General features: G+C 71.4%; 13 protein-coding genes and 1 tRNA gene. 9 read left to right on the plus strand and 5 right to left on the minus strand.

The genetic code is table 11. The features are described 5' to 3' along the window. The first annotated feature begins 214 nt into the window (after window positions 1–214). From eno to ACFWU6_RS22955, 6 genes are all read left to right on the plus strand, one after another. Window positions 215–1,501 (plus strand): phosphopyruvate hydratase, encoded by a 1,287-nt coding sequence (gene eno, locus ACFWU6_RS22930; protein ID WP_383806118.1) that lies wholly within the window; start codon window positions 215–217, stop codon window positions 1,499–1,501. A gap of 107 nt (window positions 1,502–1,608) precedes the next feature. Next, the gene (locus ACFWU6_RS22935; RefSeq protein ID WP_383806120.1) at window positions 1,609–2,097 is read left to right on the plus strand and encodes a septum formation initiator family protein; all 489 of its coding nucleotides are present in this window, start codon (window positions 1,609–1,611) and stop codon (window positions 2,095–2,097) included. 81 nt (window positions 2,098–2,178) lie between these two features. Beyond that, the gene (locus tag ACFWU6_RS22940; RefSeq protein ID WP_383806122.1) at window positions 2,179–2,721 is read left to right on the plus strand and encodes a DUF501 domain-containing protein; all 543 of its coding nucleotides are present in this window, start codon (window positions 2,179–2,181) and stop codon (window positions 2,719–2,721) included. Then, window positions 2,718–3,689, plus strand: coding sequence for an exopolyphosphatase (locus ACFWU6_RS22945; protein ID WP_383982805.1), 972 nt, complete (start codon window positions 2,718–2,720; stop codon window positions 3,687–3,689). Before ACFWU6_RS22940 ends, ACFWU6_RS22945 begins: the two co-directional genes overlap by 4 nt. A gap of 603 nt (window positions 3,690–4,292) precedes the next feature. Further along, entirely contained in the window at window positions 4,293–5,678 is a 1,386-nt protein-coding gene (locus ACFWU6_RS22950; protein WP_383806126.1) for an NAD(P)/FAD-dependent oxidoreductase, read from the plus strand. A 191-nt stretch (window positions 5,679–5,869) separates the two neighbouring features. After that, window positions 5,870–7,273, plus strand: coding sequence for a class I SAM-dependent methyltransferase (locus tag ACFWU6_RS22955; protein ID WP_383982807.1), 1,404 nt, complete (start codon window positions 5,870–5,872; stop codon window positions 7,271–7,273). An 89-nt stretch (window positions 7,274–7,362) separates the two neighbouring features. Here ACFWU6_RS22955 and ACFWU6_RS22960 read toward each other — a convergent pair whose 3' ends face one another. After that, window positions 7,363–9,912 (minus strand): ABC transporter permease, encoded by a 2,550-nt coding sequence (locus ACFWU6_RS22960; RefSeq protein WP_383982809.1) that lies wholly within the window; start codon window positions 9,910–9,912, stop codon window positions 7,363–7,365. A 60-nt stretch (window positions 9,913–9,972) separates the two neighbouring features. After that, the gene (locus tag ACFWU6_RS22965) at window positions 9,973–10,746 is read right to left on the minus strand and encodes an ABC transporter ATP-binding protein (protein ID WP_383982811.1); all 774 of its coding nucleotides are present in this window, start codon (window positions 10,744–10,746) and stop codon (window positions 9,973–9,975) included. Window positions 10,747–11,199: 453 nt separating this feature from the next. Here ACFWU6_RS22965 and ACFWU6_RS22970 point away from each other — a divergent pair. Both ACFWU6_RS22970 and ACFWU6_RS22975 read left to right on the plus strand, forming a co-directional pair. Next, window positions 11,200–11,281 (plus strand) — tRNA-Leu (locus ACFWU6_RS22970). Window positions 11,282–11,462: 181 nt separating this feature from the next. Continuing rightward, on the plus strand, window positions 11,463–12,317 hold the full coding sequence (locus tag ACFWU6_RS22975; RefSeq protein ID WP_383812747.1) for a Bax inhibitor-1/YccA family protein: 855 nt from the start codon (window positions 11,463–11,465) through the stop codon (window positions 12,315–12,317). 109 nt (window positions 12,318–12,426) lie between these two features. On the opposite strand, the gene ACFWU6_RS22980 is transcribed toward ACFWU6_RS22975, so the two are convergent. Continuing rightward, window positions 12,427–12,657 carry a DUF4287 domain-containing protein gene (locus ACFWU6_RS22980; RefSeq protein WP_383812749.1) on the minus strand — a complete coding sequence of 77 codons (231 nt, stop codon included), beginning with the start codon at window positions 12,655–12,657 and terminating at the stop codon, window positions 12,427–12,429. A gap of 101 nt (window positions 12,658–12,758) precedes the next feature. On the opposite strand from ACFWU6_RS22980, the gene ACFWU6_RS22985 reads away from it, so the two are divergent. Further along, complete coding sequence (locus ACFWU6_RS22985) at window positions 12,759–13,100, plus strand: hypothetical protein (RefSeq protein ID WP_383812751.1); 342 nt, start codon at window positions 12,759–12,761, stop codon at window positions 13,098–13,100. Here ACFWU6_RS22985 and ACFWU6_RS22990 read toward each other — a convergent pair. Then, a complete protein-coding gene (locus tag ACFWU6_RS22990; RefSeq protein ID WP_383812754.1) occupies window positions 13,084–13,908 on the minus strand; it encodes a hypothetical protein in 825 nt (274 codons plus the stop codon). The genes ACFWU6_RS22985 and ACFWU6_RS22990 overlap by 17 nt on opposite strands. Before the next feature lie 526 nt (window positions 13,909–14,434). Then, entirely contained in the window at window positions 14,435–15,655 is a 1,221-nt protein-coding gene (locus ACFWU6_RS22995; protein WP_383982813.1) for an acetyl-CoA C-acetyltransferase, read from the minus strand. Window positions 15,656–15,778: the final 123 nt, after the last annotated feature.

Here is a 15,778-nt window from a genome sequence, read left to right on the forward strand (position 1 = left end):
CGCGTCCCTCCACGCGCCGGGCGGTGGCGTTTGTGCTGGCAGGACCCGGTCGACCGAGAGCTCTATGTCCTGAATCCGGGGTATTCGGACCCTTTTTCGTCCCAGCACCCGGGCGGTCGGCCGACCGAGTGCCCGGAGCCGGTTAGGCTCTAGGCGGCAAGGCCATCCCACGGCCTGACGCCACCGCACATCCAGCGTCACATCCCAGAAGGAGATGCTCGTGCCGTCCATCGACGTCGTCGTAGCCCGGGAAATCCTGGACTCCCGAGGCAACCCCACGGTCGAGGTCGAGGTGGGCCTCGACGATGGCAGCACCGGCCGTGCTGCTGTTCCGTCCGGCGCCTCCACCGGTGCATTCGAGGCCATCGAGCTCCGTGACGGCGACCCCAACCGTTACTTCGGCAAGGGTGTCGAGAAGGCCGTCCTCGCCGTCATCGAGCAGATCGGGCCGGAGCTCGTCGGCTACGACGCCACCGAGCAGCGGCTGATCGACCAGGCCATGTTCGACCTGGACGCCACCGACAACAAGGGCTCGCTCGGCGCCAACGCCATCCTCGGCGTGTCCCTCGCCGTCGCGCACGCCGCGTCCGAGGCCTCGGACCTGCCGCTCTTCCGCTACCTCGGCGGTCCGAACGCGCACCTGCTGCCCGTCCCGATGATGAACATCCTCAACGGCGGGTCGCACGCCGACTCCAACGTGGACATCCAGGAGTTCATGATCGCCCCCATCGGCGCGGAGTCCTTCTCCGAGGCGCTGCGCTGGGGTGCCGAGGTCTACCACACCCTCAAGAAGGTCCTCCACACCAAGGGCCTGTCCACCGGTCTCGGTGACGAGGGCGGCTTCGCGCCGAACCTGGAGTCCAACCGCGCCGCGCTCGACCTCATCGTCGAGGCCATCAAGCAGGCCGGCTACGTCCCGGGCAAGGACATCGCGCTCGCGCTCGACGTCGCCGCGTCCGAGTTCTACAAGGACGGCAAGTACGAGTTCGAGGGCCAGTCCCGCTCGGCCGCCGAGATGACCGAGTACTACGAGGAGCTCGTCTCCGCGTACCCGATGGTCTCCATCGAGGACCCGCTGTACGAGGACGACTGGGCCGGCTGGAAGACCCTCACCGACCGCCTGGGCTCCAAGGTCCAGATCGTCGGCGACGACCTCTTCGTCACCAACCCGGAGCGTCTGGCCCGCGGCATCGAGGAAGGCTCCGCGAACGCCCTGCTCGTGAAGGTGAACCAGATCGGCTCGCTGACCGAGACCCTGGACGCCGTCGAGATGGCCCAGCGCAACGGCTTCAAGTGCATGATGTCGCACCGCTCCGGCGAGACCGAGGACGTCACCATCGCCGACCTCGCCGTCGCCGTGAACTGCGGCCAGATCAAGACCGGCGCCCCGGCCCGCTCGGACCGCGTCGCCAAGTACAACCAGCTGCTGCGCATCGAGGAGATCCTCGACGACGCCGCCGTGTACGCGGGCCGCTCCGCCTTCCCGCGCTTCAAGGGCTAAGGGCCAATCAGCGCCTTGCGGCGCTGGCCTCCGTACGTCCCCGCACTCGGTCCCGTACCGTGTGCGGGGACGTAGTGCGTAGTGCGTACACAGGGGAGGCGGGATCAATGGCCGGGAACCGGGATCGGTTCTCCACCTTCTCCACCGCGACCAGGCTCAAGCAGCTCGGTGAACGGACCGCGGCGCACGTCTACCGCTCGCAGTCGCGCCGGCAGGTCCGCCGCAGCCGGCTCACCGGGCGGGCCGCGCTGCTCGTGCTGGTCCTCTGTACGCTGGTCGTGGCCCTCGCGTATCCCATGCGCCAGTACGTGTCCCAGCGCTCGGAGATCGCGGAGCAGCAGAAGGCCGCCGCCTCCGCGCGGACCCGCCTGGAGCGGCTCCGCGACGAGAAGGCCCGCTGGCAGGACGACGCGTACGCCGAGCAGCAGGCGCGCAAGCACCTGCACTTCCTGCGCCCCGGCGAGATCGGCTACATCATGCACGACCCCGGATCGCAGGGCCCCGAGCGGCCCCGGACCGGCCAGGGCGGCTCCGACCGGCCCTGGTACTCCAACGTCTGGGACGGCGTCGACAAGGCCGACCGCCCCGGCGACTGACCGGCGCCGGCACCACCCGGCACCGGCCCGGCACCAGCACCACCCGTCATCGAACCGCGAACGAAGAGACTTCCTCCAGGCATGCAGACGCCCCCGCCCCAGACCGACCGGACCGAGCCGACCGACGCGGACATCGAGGCGTTCGAGCAGCAGCTCGGCCGCCCGCCGCGCGGGCTGCGCGCCATCGCGCACCGCTGCCCCTGCGGCCAGCCGGACGTGGTGGAGACCGCTCCGCGGCTCCCCGACGGCACGCCCTTCCCGACGCTGTACTACCTGACCTGCCCGCGCGCGGCCTCCGCGATCGGCACGCTGGAGGCCAACGGCGTGATGAAGGAGATGCAGGCCCGGCTCGCCGAGGACCCGGAACTCGCCGCCGCCTACCAGGCCGCGCACGAGGACTACATCCGCCGCCGCGACGCCGTCGAGGTGCTCCAGGGCTTCCCGAGCGCCGGCGGCATGCCGGACCGGGTCAAGTGCCTGCACGTGCTGGTCGGGCACTCCCTGGCCGCCGGTCCGGGAGTGAACCCGTTCGGCGACGAGGCCCTCGCCATGCTTCCCGAGTGGTGGGCCAAGGGCGCCTGCGTCGTCCCGTGCGGGGAGAAGCAGGCCGGGGAGCCGGCGTGACCCGGGTCGCCGCCGTCGACTGCGGTACGAACTCCATCCGCCTGCTCGTCGCGGACCACCACCCGGCCACCGGCGAGCTGGTCGAGCTGGACCGGCGGATGACCGTCGTCCGCCTCGGTCAGGACGTGGACCGTACGGGCCGGCTGGCCCCGGAGGCGCTGGAGCGCACCTTCGCCGCCTGCCGCGAGTACGCGGCGGTCATCGAGGAGCACGGCGCGGAGCGGGTGCGCTTCGTGGCCACCTCGGCCTCGCGGGACGCCGAGAACCGGGAGGACTTCGTGCGCGGGGTCCTGGACATCCTCGGCGTCGAGCCCGAGGTGATCACGGGCGACCAGGAGGCGGAGTTCTCCTTCACCGGCGCCACCAAGGAGCTCGCCGGCCGCGACGACCTCGTGAAGCCGTACCTGGTCGTGGACATCGGCGGCGGCTCGACCGAGTTCGTGGTCGGCGGGGACGGCGTGCGGGCCGCGCGCTCCGTGGACGTGGGATGCGTCCGGATGACCGAGCGCCACCTGGTGGCGGACGGACGGGTCACCGACCCGCCCGCGCCGCAGCAGGTGGCGGCGATGCGCGCCGACATCGAGGCGGCGCTGGACCTGGCCGCCGAGGCCGTCCCGCTGGCCGAGGCGCGCACCCTGGTGGGCCTGGCCGGCTCGGTGACCACGGTCGCCGCGATCGCGCTCGGGCTGCCGGAGTACGACTCGGCGGCGATCCACCACTCCCGGATCCCCTACGAGCGGGTCCGCGAGATCAGCGAGCGGATGCTGGCGTCCACGCACGCCGAGCGCGCGGCGATCCCCGTGATGCACCCGGGCCGGGTGGACGTGATCGGCGCGGGCGCACTGGTCCTCCTGGCGATCATGGAGCGCACCGGGGCCGCGGAGGTCGTGGTCTCGGAGCACGACATCCTCGACGGGATCGCGATCAGGACGGCGGAAGAGGCCGAGGCCGACAAGCTGCGGTCCTGACGCGGCGGATCTGCGCAGGCGGTGTCCCGGTCGGCCGACCGGGACACCGCCTGTGTCGTCAGTCGCCGCGGCAGACCTCGCGGCGCTCGCCACCGCTCGCGCGGGGTGCTCAGGTGAGCGGGGGGCGCGACCTTTGAATCCTTCGCGTACGCGGGCGACTTCAGAGGAAAGGGCGGACGCAGGGGCGCGGTCCGCCACCCGACAGGGGCTCCGCGGGGGTTCGGGGGAGGCTTTCGGGGGTCTTTCGGTCTGTGATCCACACGAAGTTCGTGAAGTTCTTCACAAGGAAAAGGTGCCCGATGGTCCAACTGGAGTGCTCCGAGGGGCTTCCAGAGGCCTCGCGGGCCCCCTTCTCCGCTCGTTCGTACGAATGGCGGACCCGGCCGGTTCCGCCTCGGAGCATCGGACGAAGCCCGGTGGTCCAGTCCGGTTGACGGCCTGCGGGCCAGTTCAGGACGGGTGAACAACGATTCCCGCGGGGCACTGGTTCCCGTCGCGCGGCATGACCTGGGTCACGTGGGCGGCGGAGTGTAGCAGAGGGTTCCCCACCCCTTGTGAAGGGGCTCACGAGCGTCACCCCTGGGGGTGCTGGATACTCGTTCCATGAGCACCACGGAGCGTCCCAGGATCCTCGTTGTAGGAGGTGGGTACGTAGGCCTGTACGCAGCCAAGCGCATCATGAAGAAGATGCGCTACGGCGAGGCGACCGTCACGGTCGTCGACCCGCGCTCGTACATGACCTACCAGCCCTTCCTCCCCGAAGTGGCCGCAGGCAGCATCTCGCCTCGGCACGTCGTCGTCCCGCTGCGACGCGTGCTGCCCAAGGCAGAGGTCCTCACCGGCCGGGTCACGACCATCGACCAGGACCGCAAGGTCGCCGTCGTCACGCCGCTGGTCGGCGAGGCGTACGAGCTGCCCTTCGACTACCTGGTGATCGCGCTCGGCGCCGTCTCCCGCACCTTCCCGATCCCCGGCCTCGCCGAGCAGGGCATCGGCATGAAGGGCGTCGAAGAGGGCATCGGCCTGCGCAACCACGTCCTCGAGCAGCTCGACAAGGCCGAGTCCACGACGGACGCGGACGTCCGCCGCAAGGCCCTCACCTTCGTCTTCGTGGGCGGCGGCTTCGCCGGCGCGGAGACCATAGGCGAGGTCGAGGACATGGCCCGCGACGCCGCGAAGTACTACTCCAGCATCAAGCGCGAGGACATGCGCTTCATCCTGGTCGACGCGGCCGACAAGATCCTTCCCGAGGTCGGGCCCAAGCTCGGCACCTGGGGCAAGGAGCACCTCGAGTCCCGCGGCATCGAGATCTACCTCAACACCTCCATGGACTCCTGCGTGGACGGCCACGTGGTGCTGAAGAACGGCCTCGAGGTCGACTCCAGCACCATCGTGTGGACCGCCGGCGTGAAGCCGAACCCGGCGCTGGCCCGCTTCGGCCTGCCGCTCGGACCGCGCGGCCACGTCGACGCCGAGCCGACCCTCCAGGTCAAGGGCACGGACTACATCTGGACCGCGGGCGACAACGCCCAGGTGCCGGACGTGGCCTCCCGCAAGGCCGGCGTCGAGAACGCCTGGTGCCCGCCGAACGCCCAGCACGCGCTGCGCCAGGCCAAGGTCCTCGGCGACAACGTCATCTCGGGCATGCGGGGCTTCCCGCAGGCCGAGTACTCGCACGCCAACAAGGGTGCGGTGGCGGGCCTCGGCCTCCACAAGGGCGTCGCGATGATCGTCATGGGCAAGATGAAGATCAAGCTCAAGGGCCGGCTCGCCTGGTACATGCACCGTGGCTACCACGGCATGGCCATGCCGACCTGGAACCGCAAGATCCGCGTCTTCGCCGACTGGACCCTCGGCATGTTCCTCAAGCGCGAGGTCGTCTCCCTCGGTGCGCTGGAGACCCCGCGCGAGGAGTTCTACGAGGCCGCCAAGCCGGCACCGGCTCCGGTCGCCGCCGCGGCCCCGGCCCAGAAGGCCAAGGCGTCCTGACCCGGCGTCCGCCGGCGGGGCCCTGAGCGCCACCGGTACGCCCCGCAGGACCTGTACGACCCGTACGACCTGTGCGACCCGAAGGGGCCGTCCGCCATCCGTGGTGCGGACGGCCCCTTCGGCGTGCCTGTCGGCTTACCCGCGCCCCCGGATGGGTAGATCGTGTGGTCGGACCTTTGTGGAGGTGCGCCATGACCGACGCCGCGCCGCGGCTGGCCGCTGTTGCCGAGACCCTGCTGGGCACCCCGCTTCCGGTGCGCATCCGCGCCTGGGACGGCAGCGAGGCGGGCCCGCCCGGGACCCCGATCCTCGTCGTCCACGACCGCCGGGCACTGCGCCGGATGCTCTGGAAGCCCGGCGAGATGGGCCTCGCCCGAGCCTGGGTGGCGGGCGAACTGACGGTCGAGGGAGACCTGTTCGAACTGCTGGCCCGGGTCGGCGGCCTGCTCTGGGAGCGCCCGCGCGCGCCCCTGTCCGACCCCGCGGAGCCCCCGCGCCCGGCGCGCGCCACCGGTGCGCCCCACCCGCCCGGGCCGCGCCCGCGGCCGCTCGGCCGGCTCGCGCGGGCCGCCGCCGGCGCCGCGCTGCTGCGCGATCCGCAGGCGCGGACCGCCGTACGGGATCTGACCACCCTGGCCCGGCCCTGGCCGGCCCCGGCGCGACCGCCCGAGGAGGCCCGCCGCCGCGGCGGCGGCCCCCGCCACACCAAGGACCGCGACCGGCAGGCCGTCCACCACCACTACGACGTCGGCAACGACTTCTACGCGCGGGTCCTGGGCCCGTCCATGGTGTACTCCTGCGCCTACTGGAGTCCGGGCGGAAGCCTGGAGGAGGCCCAGTACGAAAAGCTCGACCTGGTCTGCCGCAAGCTCGCGCTGCGCCCCGGCGCCCGCCTCCTCGACGTCGGCTGCGGCTGGGGCTCCCTGGCGCTGCACGCCGCCCGCGGGTACGGCGCCCGCGTCACCGGCGTGACCCTGTCGCGGGAACAGGCCGCGTACGCCCGCAAGCGGGTCGCCGACGAGGGGCTCGCCGACCTGGTCGAGATCCGGATCCAGGACTACCGGGACGTCGCTGACGGCCCGTACGACGCCGTCTCCTCCATCGGGATGGCCGAGCACGTCGGCGCCGACCGCTACCGCGGCTACGCCCGCACCCTGCACGCGCTGCTGCGGCCCGGCGGCCTGCTGCTGAACCACCAGATCGCCCGCCGGCCGGAGCCCGACGAGGAGGCGTACCGGATCAACGCGTTCATCGACGCCTACGTCTTCCCCGACGGAGAGTTGTCCCCGCTCGGCACCACCGTGGGCGAGCTGGAGCGGGCCGGCTTCGAGGTCCGCGACGTGGAGGCCCTGCGCGAGCACTACGCGCTGACCCTGCGGGCCTGGGTGGCGCGGCTGGAGGAGCACTGGGACGAGGCGGTCCGGCTGACCTCGCCGGGGCGGGCCCGCGTCTGGCTGCTGTACATGGCGGCCTCGGCGCTCGGCTTCGAGCACGGCCGGCTCGGGGTCAACCAGGTGCTCGCCGTGAAGCACGCCGCGGGCGGCGACGCCCGCCTCCCGCTCCGGCTGCGCACCTGGGGCGCCGGCACGGACTAGCTTGATCTTTAACCTGTGCGGCGACCGGGAAGGGCCCCGGGGCGTGTGCCCCGGGGCCCTTGCGCGTGCCGCGTTCCCGAACTGCCGGGCTACTCGGTCTTGATGGCCGTCAGCATGTTCAGCCGGGCGGCGCTGCGGGCGGGCCACATGGCCGCCAGGACGCCGACCACCCCGGCGAGCAGGAGGAAGACGCCGATCCGGTCGAAGGGCAGGACCAGCGCGTAGTCGGGGACGGACTTGGCGACCGTGGTGCCGACCGCCCAGGCGAGGAAGACGCCGATGACGACACCGAGGACCGCGCCGAAGAGCGAGATGACCACGGCCTCCAGGCGGATCATGTTCTTGACCCGGCTCCGGTCGAGGCCGATCGCCCGCAGCATGCCGATCTCCTGGGTCCGCTCGAAGACGGACATCGCCAGGGTGTTGACCACGCCGAGCACCGAGATGATCAGCGCCATGCCGAGCAGGCCGTACATGATGTTCAGCGCCGTGTTGATCATGCCGCCCATCTCGTCCCGCATGTCCTGCCGGGTGGCCACGGTCATCGCCGGGTTCTTGCCGAGGGCGTCGACCACCGTCTGCTGGGCGGCCTTCGAGGCGCCGCCGTCGACGTTGACGTAGACCTCGCGGATGTACGGCTCCTCGGAGTGCGCGTTCAGGATCTTCTCGTCGACGACGTACGGGGAGAGCAGGCCCTCCATGTCCTCGTAGACGGCGCCGACCTTCAGCGGGCCCTTCTGGCCGTCGTCGTACTGGACCTGGAGCGTGGAGCCGACCGCGAGCCCCTGCTCCTTCGCCGTCTTCTCCGCGACCGCCACCTCGCCCCTGCCGAGGCTGTCCAGTGAACCGCCGACGACCTCGATGTTCAGCAGCCGGCCGATGGCGCCCGGGGTGACGCCCGAGGCGGAGCGGAACTCGTCACCGATCTTCAGGAAGCCCGCGATCTGCGGGGAGACGTCCTTGATGCCGGGGGACGCGGCCAGGGTCTCGGAGACCGACTTGTCCAGGAGGCCCATGCCGCCGGACATGGAGACCTTGTAGTCGGCCTTCAGCTTGTCGGTGCTCATCCGGTCCACGGCCTTGCCCATGGTGATGCCGAGCACCGACAGGGTGGTGACCAGGGTCAGGCCGATGGCGAGGGAGGCGGCGGTGACGGCGGTGCGGCGCGGGTTGCGCACCGCGTTCTGCGCGGCCAGCTTGCCGGGGACGCCGAAGAGCTTCTGCAGCACGGGGCGGACGGCCGCGATGACCGGCCTGGAGAGCAGCGGCAGCAGCACGATCATGCCGATGAGCATGAAGAACGCGCCGGCGCCGATGACCATGCGTCCGTCGCCGCCCATGGACACGCCGAGCAGGACCACGCCGATGCCGAGCACGCTGATGACGGAGCCCAGGACGTTGCGCAGGACCAGGGACTTCGCGCTGGCCGGCAGGTGGGCGCTGCCCATGGCGGCGACCGGGGCGATCCGGCCGGTGCGCCAGGCGGGCAGCATGGCGGCCAGGGTGGTGACCAGGACGCCGATGACCAGGGCCGCGACGACGGTGCCCGGTGCGATCACCAGGTCGCCGCCCGGCAGCTTGGCGCCGAAGGAGCCGATCGCGGAGCGCATCCCGACGGCCAGGCCGATGCCGCTGACCAGCCCGATGGCGGCGGACAGGGCGCCGACGACCAGTGCCTCGGCGAGGACCGAGCGCATGACCTGGCCGCGGTTGGCGCCGACGGCGCGCAGCAGGGCCAGTTCCCGGGTGCGCTGGGTGACCAGCATCGTGAAGGTGTTGTAGATGAGGAAGACGCCGACGAAGAGCGCGATGCCGGCGAAGGCGAGCAGCATGGTGCTCATGCCGCCCAGTTCCCGCTCGATGCCCTTGGCCTGCTCCTGGGCGAGCGCGGCGCCGGTCTGCGCCTTGGTGCGCTCGCCGTCGAGCAGCGGCTTGATCTCGGCGAGCAGCTTGTCGGCGGAGGTGCCCGGCTTGGCGGACACCGACAGCTCCTCGAAGAAGCCGGGCTTGAGGTAGAGCTCCTGGGCGACCGCGGTGTCGAAGAGCACCAGGCTGCCGCCGGCGCTCACGGCGCCGTCCTCGGTGGTGAAGACGCCGGAGAGCGAGTACTCCTTGACGGGCCCGTTGGTGGCGACGCGGACCTTGTCGCCGACCTCGTAGCGGCCGGCGACCGCGGTGGCCTTGTCCAGGGCGATCTCGCCGGGCGCGGCCGGACCGGTGCCGGAGGTGAAGGCGTAGCGCGGGTCCTTGCCGTCCTTGACGGGGGCGTAGTTGGAGCCCTTGTTGGACCAGCCGGAGCCGATCAGCTTGCCGCTCTCGTCGCCCACGCCCGCGAAGCCCTGCACGCGGCCGGAGACGGAGTCGACGCCGCCCAGTGCCTTGACCTTGTCGAGGGTCTGCCGGCTGATGCCCGGCTCGCCCTCGGGACGGCCTTCGTCGTCGCGGCCCTGGCCGTAGGAGGTGACGGAGACGGCGACGCCGTCGTAGCTCTTGGCGGACTGGCCGGAGAGGGACTTCTTGAGGGTGTCGGTGAAGACGAGGGTGCCGGAGACGAAGGCGACGCCGAGGGTGACGGCGAGCACCGTCATCAACAGCCGGGCCTTGTGCGCGAGGACGTTGCGCAGGGCGGTACGGAACATGAGGGAAGGTCCAGGGGTTCGGTTGCGGTCAGCGGAGGCCGGGCGGGAGGGTCGACTGCCTCAGCTGGTGCGGCCCTTGGCGTCGAAGGCCTTCATGCGGTCCAGTACGCCGTCGGCGGTGGGGCTGAGCATCTGGTCGACGATGCGGCCGTCGGCGAGGAAGATGACGTGGTCGGCGTAGGAGGCGGCCACCGGGTCGTGGGTGACCATCACGACGGTCTGGCCCAGCTCGCGCACCGAGTTGCGCAGGAAGCCGAGGACCTCGGCGCCGGACCGGGAGTCGAGGTTCCCGGTGGGCTCGTCACCGAAGATGATCTCGGGGCGGGAGGCCAGGGCGCGGGCGACGGCCACGCGCTGCTGCTGTCCGCCGGAGAGCTCGGTGGGGCGGTGGCCCAGGCGGTCGGAGAGGCCGACCATGGAGATCACGTCGTCCAGCCACTGCCGGTCGGGCTTGCGGCCGGCGATGTCCATGGGAAGCGTGATGTTCTCCAGGGCCGTCAGGGTCGGCAGCAGGTTGAAGGCCTGGAAGATGAAGCCGATCTTGTCCCGGCGCAACTGCGTGAGCTGCTTGTCCTTGAGGGAGCCCAGCTCGGTCTCGCCGATGCGGACGGAGCCGGCGGAGAAGGTGTCCAGTCCGGCGACGCAGTGCATCAGCGTGGACTTGCCCGACCCGGAGGGGCCCATGATCGCGGTGAACTGGCCCTGCGCGAAGTCGACGGAGACGTTGTCCAGGGCGACCACCTGGGTCTCGCCCTGGCCGTACACCTTGGAGAGGCCGGTGGCGCGGGCGGCCACGGCCTGGGTGGTGTGCGGGGCGTAGTTCGTGGTGGTCACGGGTGCGACTCCTGGGGCTGCGGACCGGCTGCGGTCTACGGATCGGCGGGACCTTCCCATCCTCACCGGCCCCGACCCGCTCCGGATCAGCCGAGGTGCCCGTTCCCAGGCCCACTGGAGTCTGACCGCGCGGGCCCCGACCTCCTCCTCTGGTATGACAGGGGCCCTCCCCCCAGGACGGATACGAGGGGCCGGGCCCGCTCCGCCACCGGGGTGGCCGGGGGTGGCGCAGGGGTGGCGGACGGGGGTGGCGGATGCCGTCGAAATCCCGTCATTCCCGCATGCGGGGTGAGGGCCTCCCGAAAGGTGCCCACCGTGCGTTCTCACGTCTGACGGCCACTCAAGCGCCAATAAAATCAGACAACATCGCCCAGACGGCCCGTCGGCGTCGATCGTCTTCCGGATAGGCTCGGCACAGCGTTCAAGGTTTTTGTCACGGGGCCGCTGCGCCTTGCCCGGATGGTGGAATGCAGACACGGCGAGCTTAAACCTCGCTGGCCCTCGGGCCGTGCCGGTTCAAGTCCGGCTCCGGGCACTCCGCAGCTCCCGCGAGGCCCCGCCCGCTCCCGCGCGGCCCCGCCGCGATATTCCCGCCTCGATATCCCCTGCGCTTCACGCTGCCGTCTCCTAAGATCCTCCTCCAGCAGTAGGGTGCTTTCTTTGCGAGCGCATTACTCTTGAGTCAAGGCCGCGCTCGGTGGCCACGGAGGAGTGAGATGAGGAGCAGTAACCCGGTCTTCTCGCGACGGGGGTTCAGCCGCGACACCGGTGGCTACGCGGGTTTTGACGCGCAGCACCAGCAGGCCGGGACGGCGACCAACCCGTACGCGACCAACCCGTATGCGACCGACCCCGCCACGGGCATGCCCCAGGCGCCGGCGCGCACGAATGTGATGACCATCGACGACGTGGTGAGCCGTACGGCCATCACGCTCGGCACGGTCATCCTGACGGCGACGCTCGCCTGGGTCCTGCTGCCCGTCGACCCGGCGAACCTCGGCACGTCCTACGGCATCGCGATCGGCGCGGCCCTGGTCGCGTTCGTCCTGGCCATGGTCCAGTCGTTCAAGCAGAAGGCCTCCCCGGCGGTCATCGTGGCCTACGCGGCCTTCGAGGGCGTCTTCCTCGGCGTGATCAGCGCGGCGGTCAGCACCTACCTCGGCGCCGGCGTGGTCATCCAGGCCGTCATGGGCACGATGTGCGTCTTCGCCGCCGTGCTCCTCGCCTACAAGATGGGCTGGATCCGGGTCAACCGGCGCTTCACCGGCTTCGTGATGGCCGCGGCCATGGGCTTCGTCCTGCTGATGGTCGCGAACTCCCTGTTCGCCATCTTCGGCGGCGGTGACGGCCTCGGCTTCCGCAGCGGCGGCCTCGGCATCCTGTTCGGCGTCATCGGCGTCATCCTCGGCGCCTGCTTCCTCGCCCTGGACTTCAAGCAGGTCGAGGACGGCGTGGCGTACGGCGCCCCGCGCGAGGAGGCGTGGCTGGCGGCCTTCGGCCTCACCATGACCCTGGTGTGGATCTACCTGGAGATGCTCCGTCTCTTCTCGATCCTCTCGGGCGACGACTAGCAGGACCGGCGGCCTCCGGGCCGCACGGCACCGGGGAAGGCCCCGCGAGCACTGCTCGCGGGGCCTTCCCGCGTTCCTGGGGGAGGGGGACCGGGGCGGATGCAGGAGCTCAGCCGAACCGGCGTGCGGCTCTGCGCAGGTCGTACTCGTGGATGATCGCCTTGGCCTGGCCGTACGACAGCTCGTGCGCGCCGAGGAGCCAGCTGACCTTCTCCTCGAACCGGACGAGGGAGGGACCCTCGTCGACGGTGCGGAGCCAGTCGGAGAGATCACGACCGGTGGTCTGGGGGATTCTGTCGATCATGTTGCGGTGGGTCTGTTCGGAGAACTCTACGGACATGGGCGCCTCCGGAGGTATCGCCGTGCTGTTCCCGTCACGCCACCGTGCCGGAGAGTGCGGCCGTTGGCAATGGTGCACGGCGCGCGCGTAAGGTCGGCCGCGTGCTCGATACCTCACCCCTGAACGCCGCCGTGGAACGTTTCGCCGACCGGCTGCGGACCGTGCCGCAGAGCCGCCTCCAGCAGGGGGCCGCCGCCGTCGCACTGGAGCTGGCCCGCGAGCTCTCCGTACGGGCGCAGCGCCTGGAGGGGGCCGCCGAGGTACGGGAGATGCCGGACGCGGGGATCTTCACCGTGGGGGACCAGGTGGCCGTGGCCGGGCTGGACCTCGCCGAGGCCCTGCGGCTCGGCGCGGGCGCCGGGGACGGCGCGACGGCCCCGTCCGAGGTGCTGGACGAGGCCGTGCGGCTGGTGGAGCAGGCGGAGGTCAGAGCGATGCGATGACGCGGTCCGCGAGGATGTAGACGTTGTTGTCGGGGTCCTCGGAGTCACCGCAGGAGAAGGTCAGGGCGTAGGCCCCGGAGATGCCCGAGCCGCCCAGCAGGACCGGCGCGGTGCCCGAGCGCAGGGCCTCGGCGAGGCGCTCCGCGGTCTCCCGGTGGCCCGGGGTCATGCACAGCGTGGTGCCGTCGGTGAAGACGTACACGTCGAGCGTGCCCAGGGGCCCCGGCCGGACGTCCGCGAGGGCCGTACGGGCCTCCGCGAGCTCCTCCAGGCGGCTGACGGTGCGCTCGTGGTCGGCGCCGGGGTGCGAGGCCTGGACCGGTACGAAGTCGGGGTGCGAGGGGTGGCGCCGGCGGGCGGCGGCCAGCTCGGCCGAGTCCTCCGGGTACACCGGGTACGCGGGGTACTCCTCGAGCGCGTCGTCGCCGAGAGCGGACTCCAGACCCACCATGTCGGACTGCCGGGGCAGGAAGACCGGGCTGTCCTCGCCGAGCCCGGGGAGGCCGCCCAGCAGCGAGGGGGCGTCCGCGGCGTCGCGGGCCTCCTGCGCGGCCCAGAAGGCGCGCGCCTCGGCGAGCTCGCGCTCGCGCTCCTCGGCGAGGGCCTCGGCCACGGCGGCTCGTATCTCCGCGGCGGGGGACTCGACGGCGCCGCGGGCGTGCGGCACGGTCACACCACGGGGGTGGGCCGGCACCGCGAGCTCACCGCGCAGGGCCGTGACCTGCTTGCGCAGACCGTGGACGGCGTGCAGCGCAGCAGCGCCCACGGCCGTGGCAGCGGCCGTGGTCAGCAGCAGGGCAAGAGACATGGCGCTCACTGACTAACTCCCGATTGATTCGATCCCCCGACTTCCTACATCAGAGTGTCCTGACCTGGGAATGGCGTGCAGTGCATTACGTCACGAATTGGACAGGGCTTTCGTCCCGGACCCTCCTCGGGCACACCATCTGACCTGCATATATGCCACTCCCCCAGGACAAAGGTCACATCCTGGGGGAGATTCGGTCACAGGTCGGCCGCGACAGGGTTGGATCCGGCGCCGGGCACACCGCGCGGGAACCGGCCGAATCCCTTGCGGCAACAGGGCTCCGCCGTACGGGCGAACCCCCGGCCCGGCCGCGCCGCCCGACCGGCCGGTGACGCTGGGCCGATGGCAGGGTCACGCTGCGCTTCGCCTGCGCTGCGGGCAGGTGCCGCCCTCGTTCCTCGGGCGACCCCTACCCTCCGCTCCGGCTCAGCTCAGCCGCTCGCGTCCCTGGTCGCGCTGCGCTTCGCCTGCGCTGCGGGCAGGTGCCGCCCTCGTACCTCGGGCGACCCCTACCCTCCGCTCCGGCTCAGCTCAGCCGCTCGATGACCATGGCCATGCCCTGGCCGCCGCCGACGCACATCGTCTCCAGGCCGAACTGCTTGTCGTGGAACTGCAGGCTGTTGATCAAGGTGCCGGTGATCCGCGCGCCGGTCATCCCGAACGGGTGACCGACGGCGATGGCCCCGCCGTTGACGTTCAGCCTGTCCAGCGGGATCTCCAGGTCCCGGTACGACGGGATGACCTGCGCCGCGAAGGCCTCGTTGATCTCGAACAGGTCGATGTCGCCGACGGTCAGACCGGCCCGCTTCAGTGCCTGCCTGGACGCCTCGACCGGGCCCAGCCCCATGATCTCGGGGGAGAGGCCGGTGACGCCGGTGGAGACGATCCGGGCCAGCGGCGTCAGCCCGAGGTCCCGCGCCTTGGTGTCGCTCATGATGACCAGCGCGGCGGCGCCGTCGTTGAGCGGGCAGCAGTTGGCGGCCGTGATCATGCCGTCGGGGCGGAAGACCGGCTTGAGGCCCTGGACGCCCTCCAGCGTGACGCCGGCCCGGGGGCCGTCGTCGGTGGAGACGACCGTGCCGTCGGGGGTGGTGACGGGGGTGATCTCCCGCTCCCAGAAACCGTTCTTGATCGCTGCCTCGGCGAGGTTCTGCGAGCGGACGCCGAACTCGTCCATGTCCTGGCGGGTCACGCCCTTCACGCGGGCCAGGTTCTCGGCGGTCTGGCCCATCGCGATGTACGCGTCGGGGATCAGGCCGTCCTCGCGCGGGTCGTGCCAGGTCGCGCCCTCGCTCTGCGCGACGGCGGCGGTACGGGCCTCCGCGTCGGCGAAGAGCGGGTTGTGCGTGTCCGGCAGGCCGTCCGAGGAGCCCTTCACGGACCGGGACACCATCTCGACGCCCGCGGAGATGAAGACGTCGCCCTCGCCCGCCTTGATGGCGTGCAGGGCCATGCGGGAGGTCTGGAGGGAGGAGGAGCAGTACCGGGTGATCGTGCAGCCGGGCAGGTGGTCCATGCCCATCTGCACGGCGACGATGCGGCCCAGGTTGTGGCCCTGCTCGCCGCCGGGGAGGCCGCAGCCGAGCATCAGGTCGTCGATCTCGCGCGGGTCCAGACCGGGGACCTTGGCGAGGGCGGCCTGGATGACCGTGGCCGTCAGGTCGTCCGGACGGACGTCCTTGAGGGAGCCCTTGAAGGCGCGTCCGATGGGCGAGCGGGCGGTCGAGACGATGACGGCTTCGGGCATCGGGACTCCAAGGGGTGCGTCGTTGCGGGACCGCAAGCGAAGTTACCGCCCCGTACGGTCGAGGTCACCGGGCACGCGGTGTGATGCCGGTCGCTCCCGCGGGGGCACCGGACACCCCGGGGG

Source organism: Streptomyces sp. NPDC058674, assembly GCF_042716505.1.
Taxonomy (GTDB): Bacteria; Actinomycetota; Actinomycetes; order Streptomycetales; family Streptomycetaceae; genus Streptomyces.

What these genes read in the sequence shown, in the direction of transcription:
- eno (WP_383806118.1), top strand. Translation starts at nt 215, where the DNA reads ATGCTCGTGCCGTCCATCGACGTCGTCGTAGCCCGGGAAATCCTGGAC.
- ACFWU6_RS22935 (WP_383806120.1), top strand. Translation starts at nt 1,609, where the DNA reads ATGGCCGGGAACCGGGATCGGTTCTCCACCTTCTCCACCGCGACCAGG.
- ACFWU6_RS22940 (WP_383806122.1), top strand. Translation starts at nt 2,179, where the DNA reads ATGCAGACGCCCCCGCCCCAGACCGACCGGACCGAGCCGACCGACGCG.
- ACFWU6_RS22950 (WP_383806126.1), top strand. Translation starts at nt 4,293, where the DNA reads ATGAGCACCACGGAGCGTCCCAGGATCCTCGTTGTAGGAGGTGGGTAC.
- ACFWU6_RS22955 (WP_383982807.1), top strand. Translation starts at nt 5,870, where the DNA reads ATGACCGACGCCGCGCCGCGGCTGGCCGCTGTTGCCGAGACCCTGCTG.
- ACFWU6_RS22960 (WP_383982809.1), bottom strand. Translation starts at nt 9,912, where the DNA reads ATGTTCCGTACCGCCCTGCGCAACGTCCTCGCGCACAAGGCCCGGCTG.
- ACFWU6_RS22975 (WP_383812747.1), top strand. Translation starts at nt 11,463, where the DNA reads ATGAGGAGCAGTAACCCGGTCTTCTCGCGACGGGGGTTCAGCCGCGAC.
- ACFWU6_RS22980 (WP_383812749.1), bottom strand. Translation starts at nt 12,657, where the DNA reads ATGTCCGTAGAGTTCTCCGAACAGACCCACCGCAACATGATCGACAGA.
- ACFWU6_RS22990 (WP_383812754.1), bottom strand. Translation starts at nt 13,908, where the DNA reads ATGTCTCTTGCCCTGCTGCTGACCACGGCCGCTGCCACGGCCGTGGGC.
- ACFWU6_RS22995 (WP_383982813.1), bottom strand. Translation starts at nt 15,655, where the DNA reads ATGCCCGAAGCCGTCATCGTCTCGACCGCCCGCTCGCCCATCGGACGC.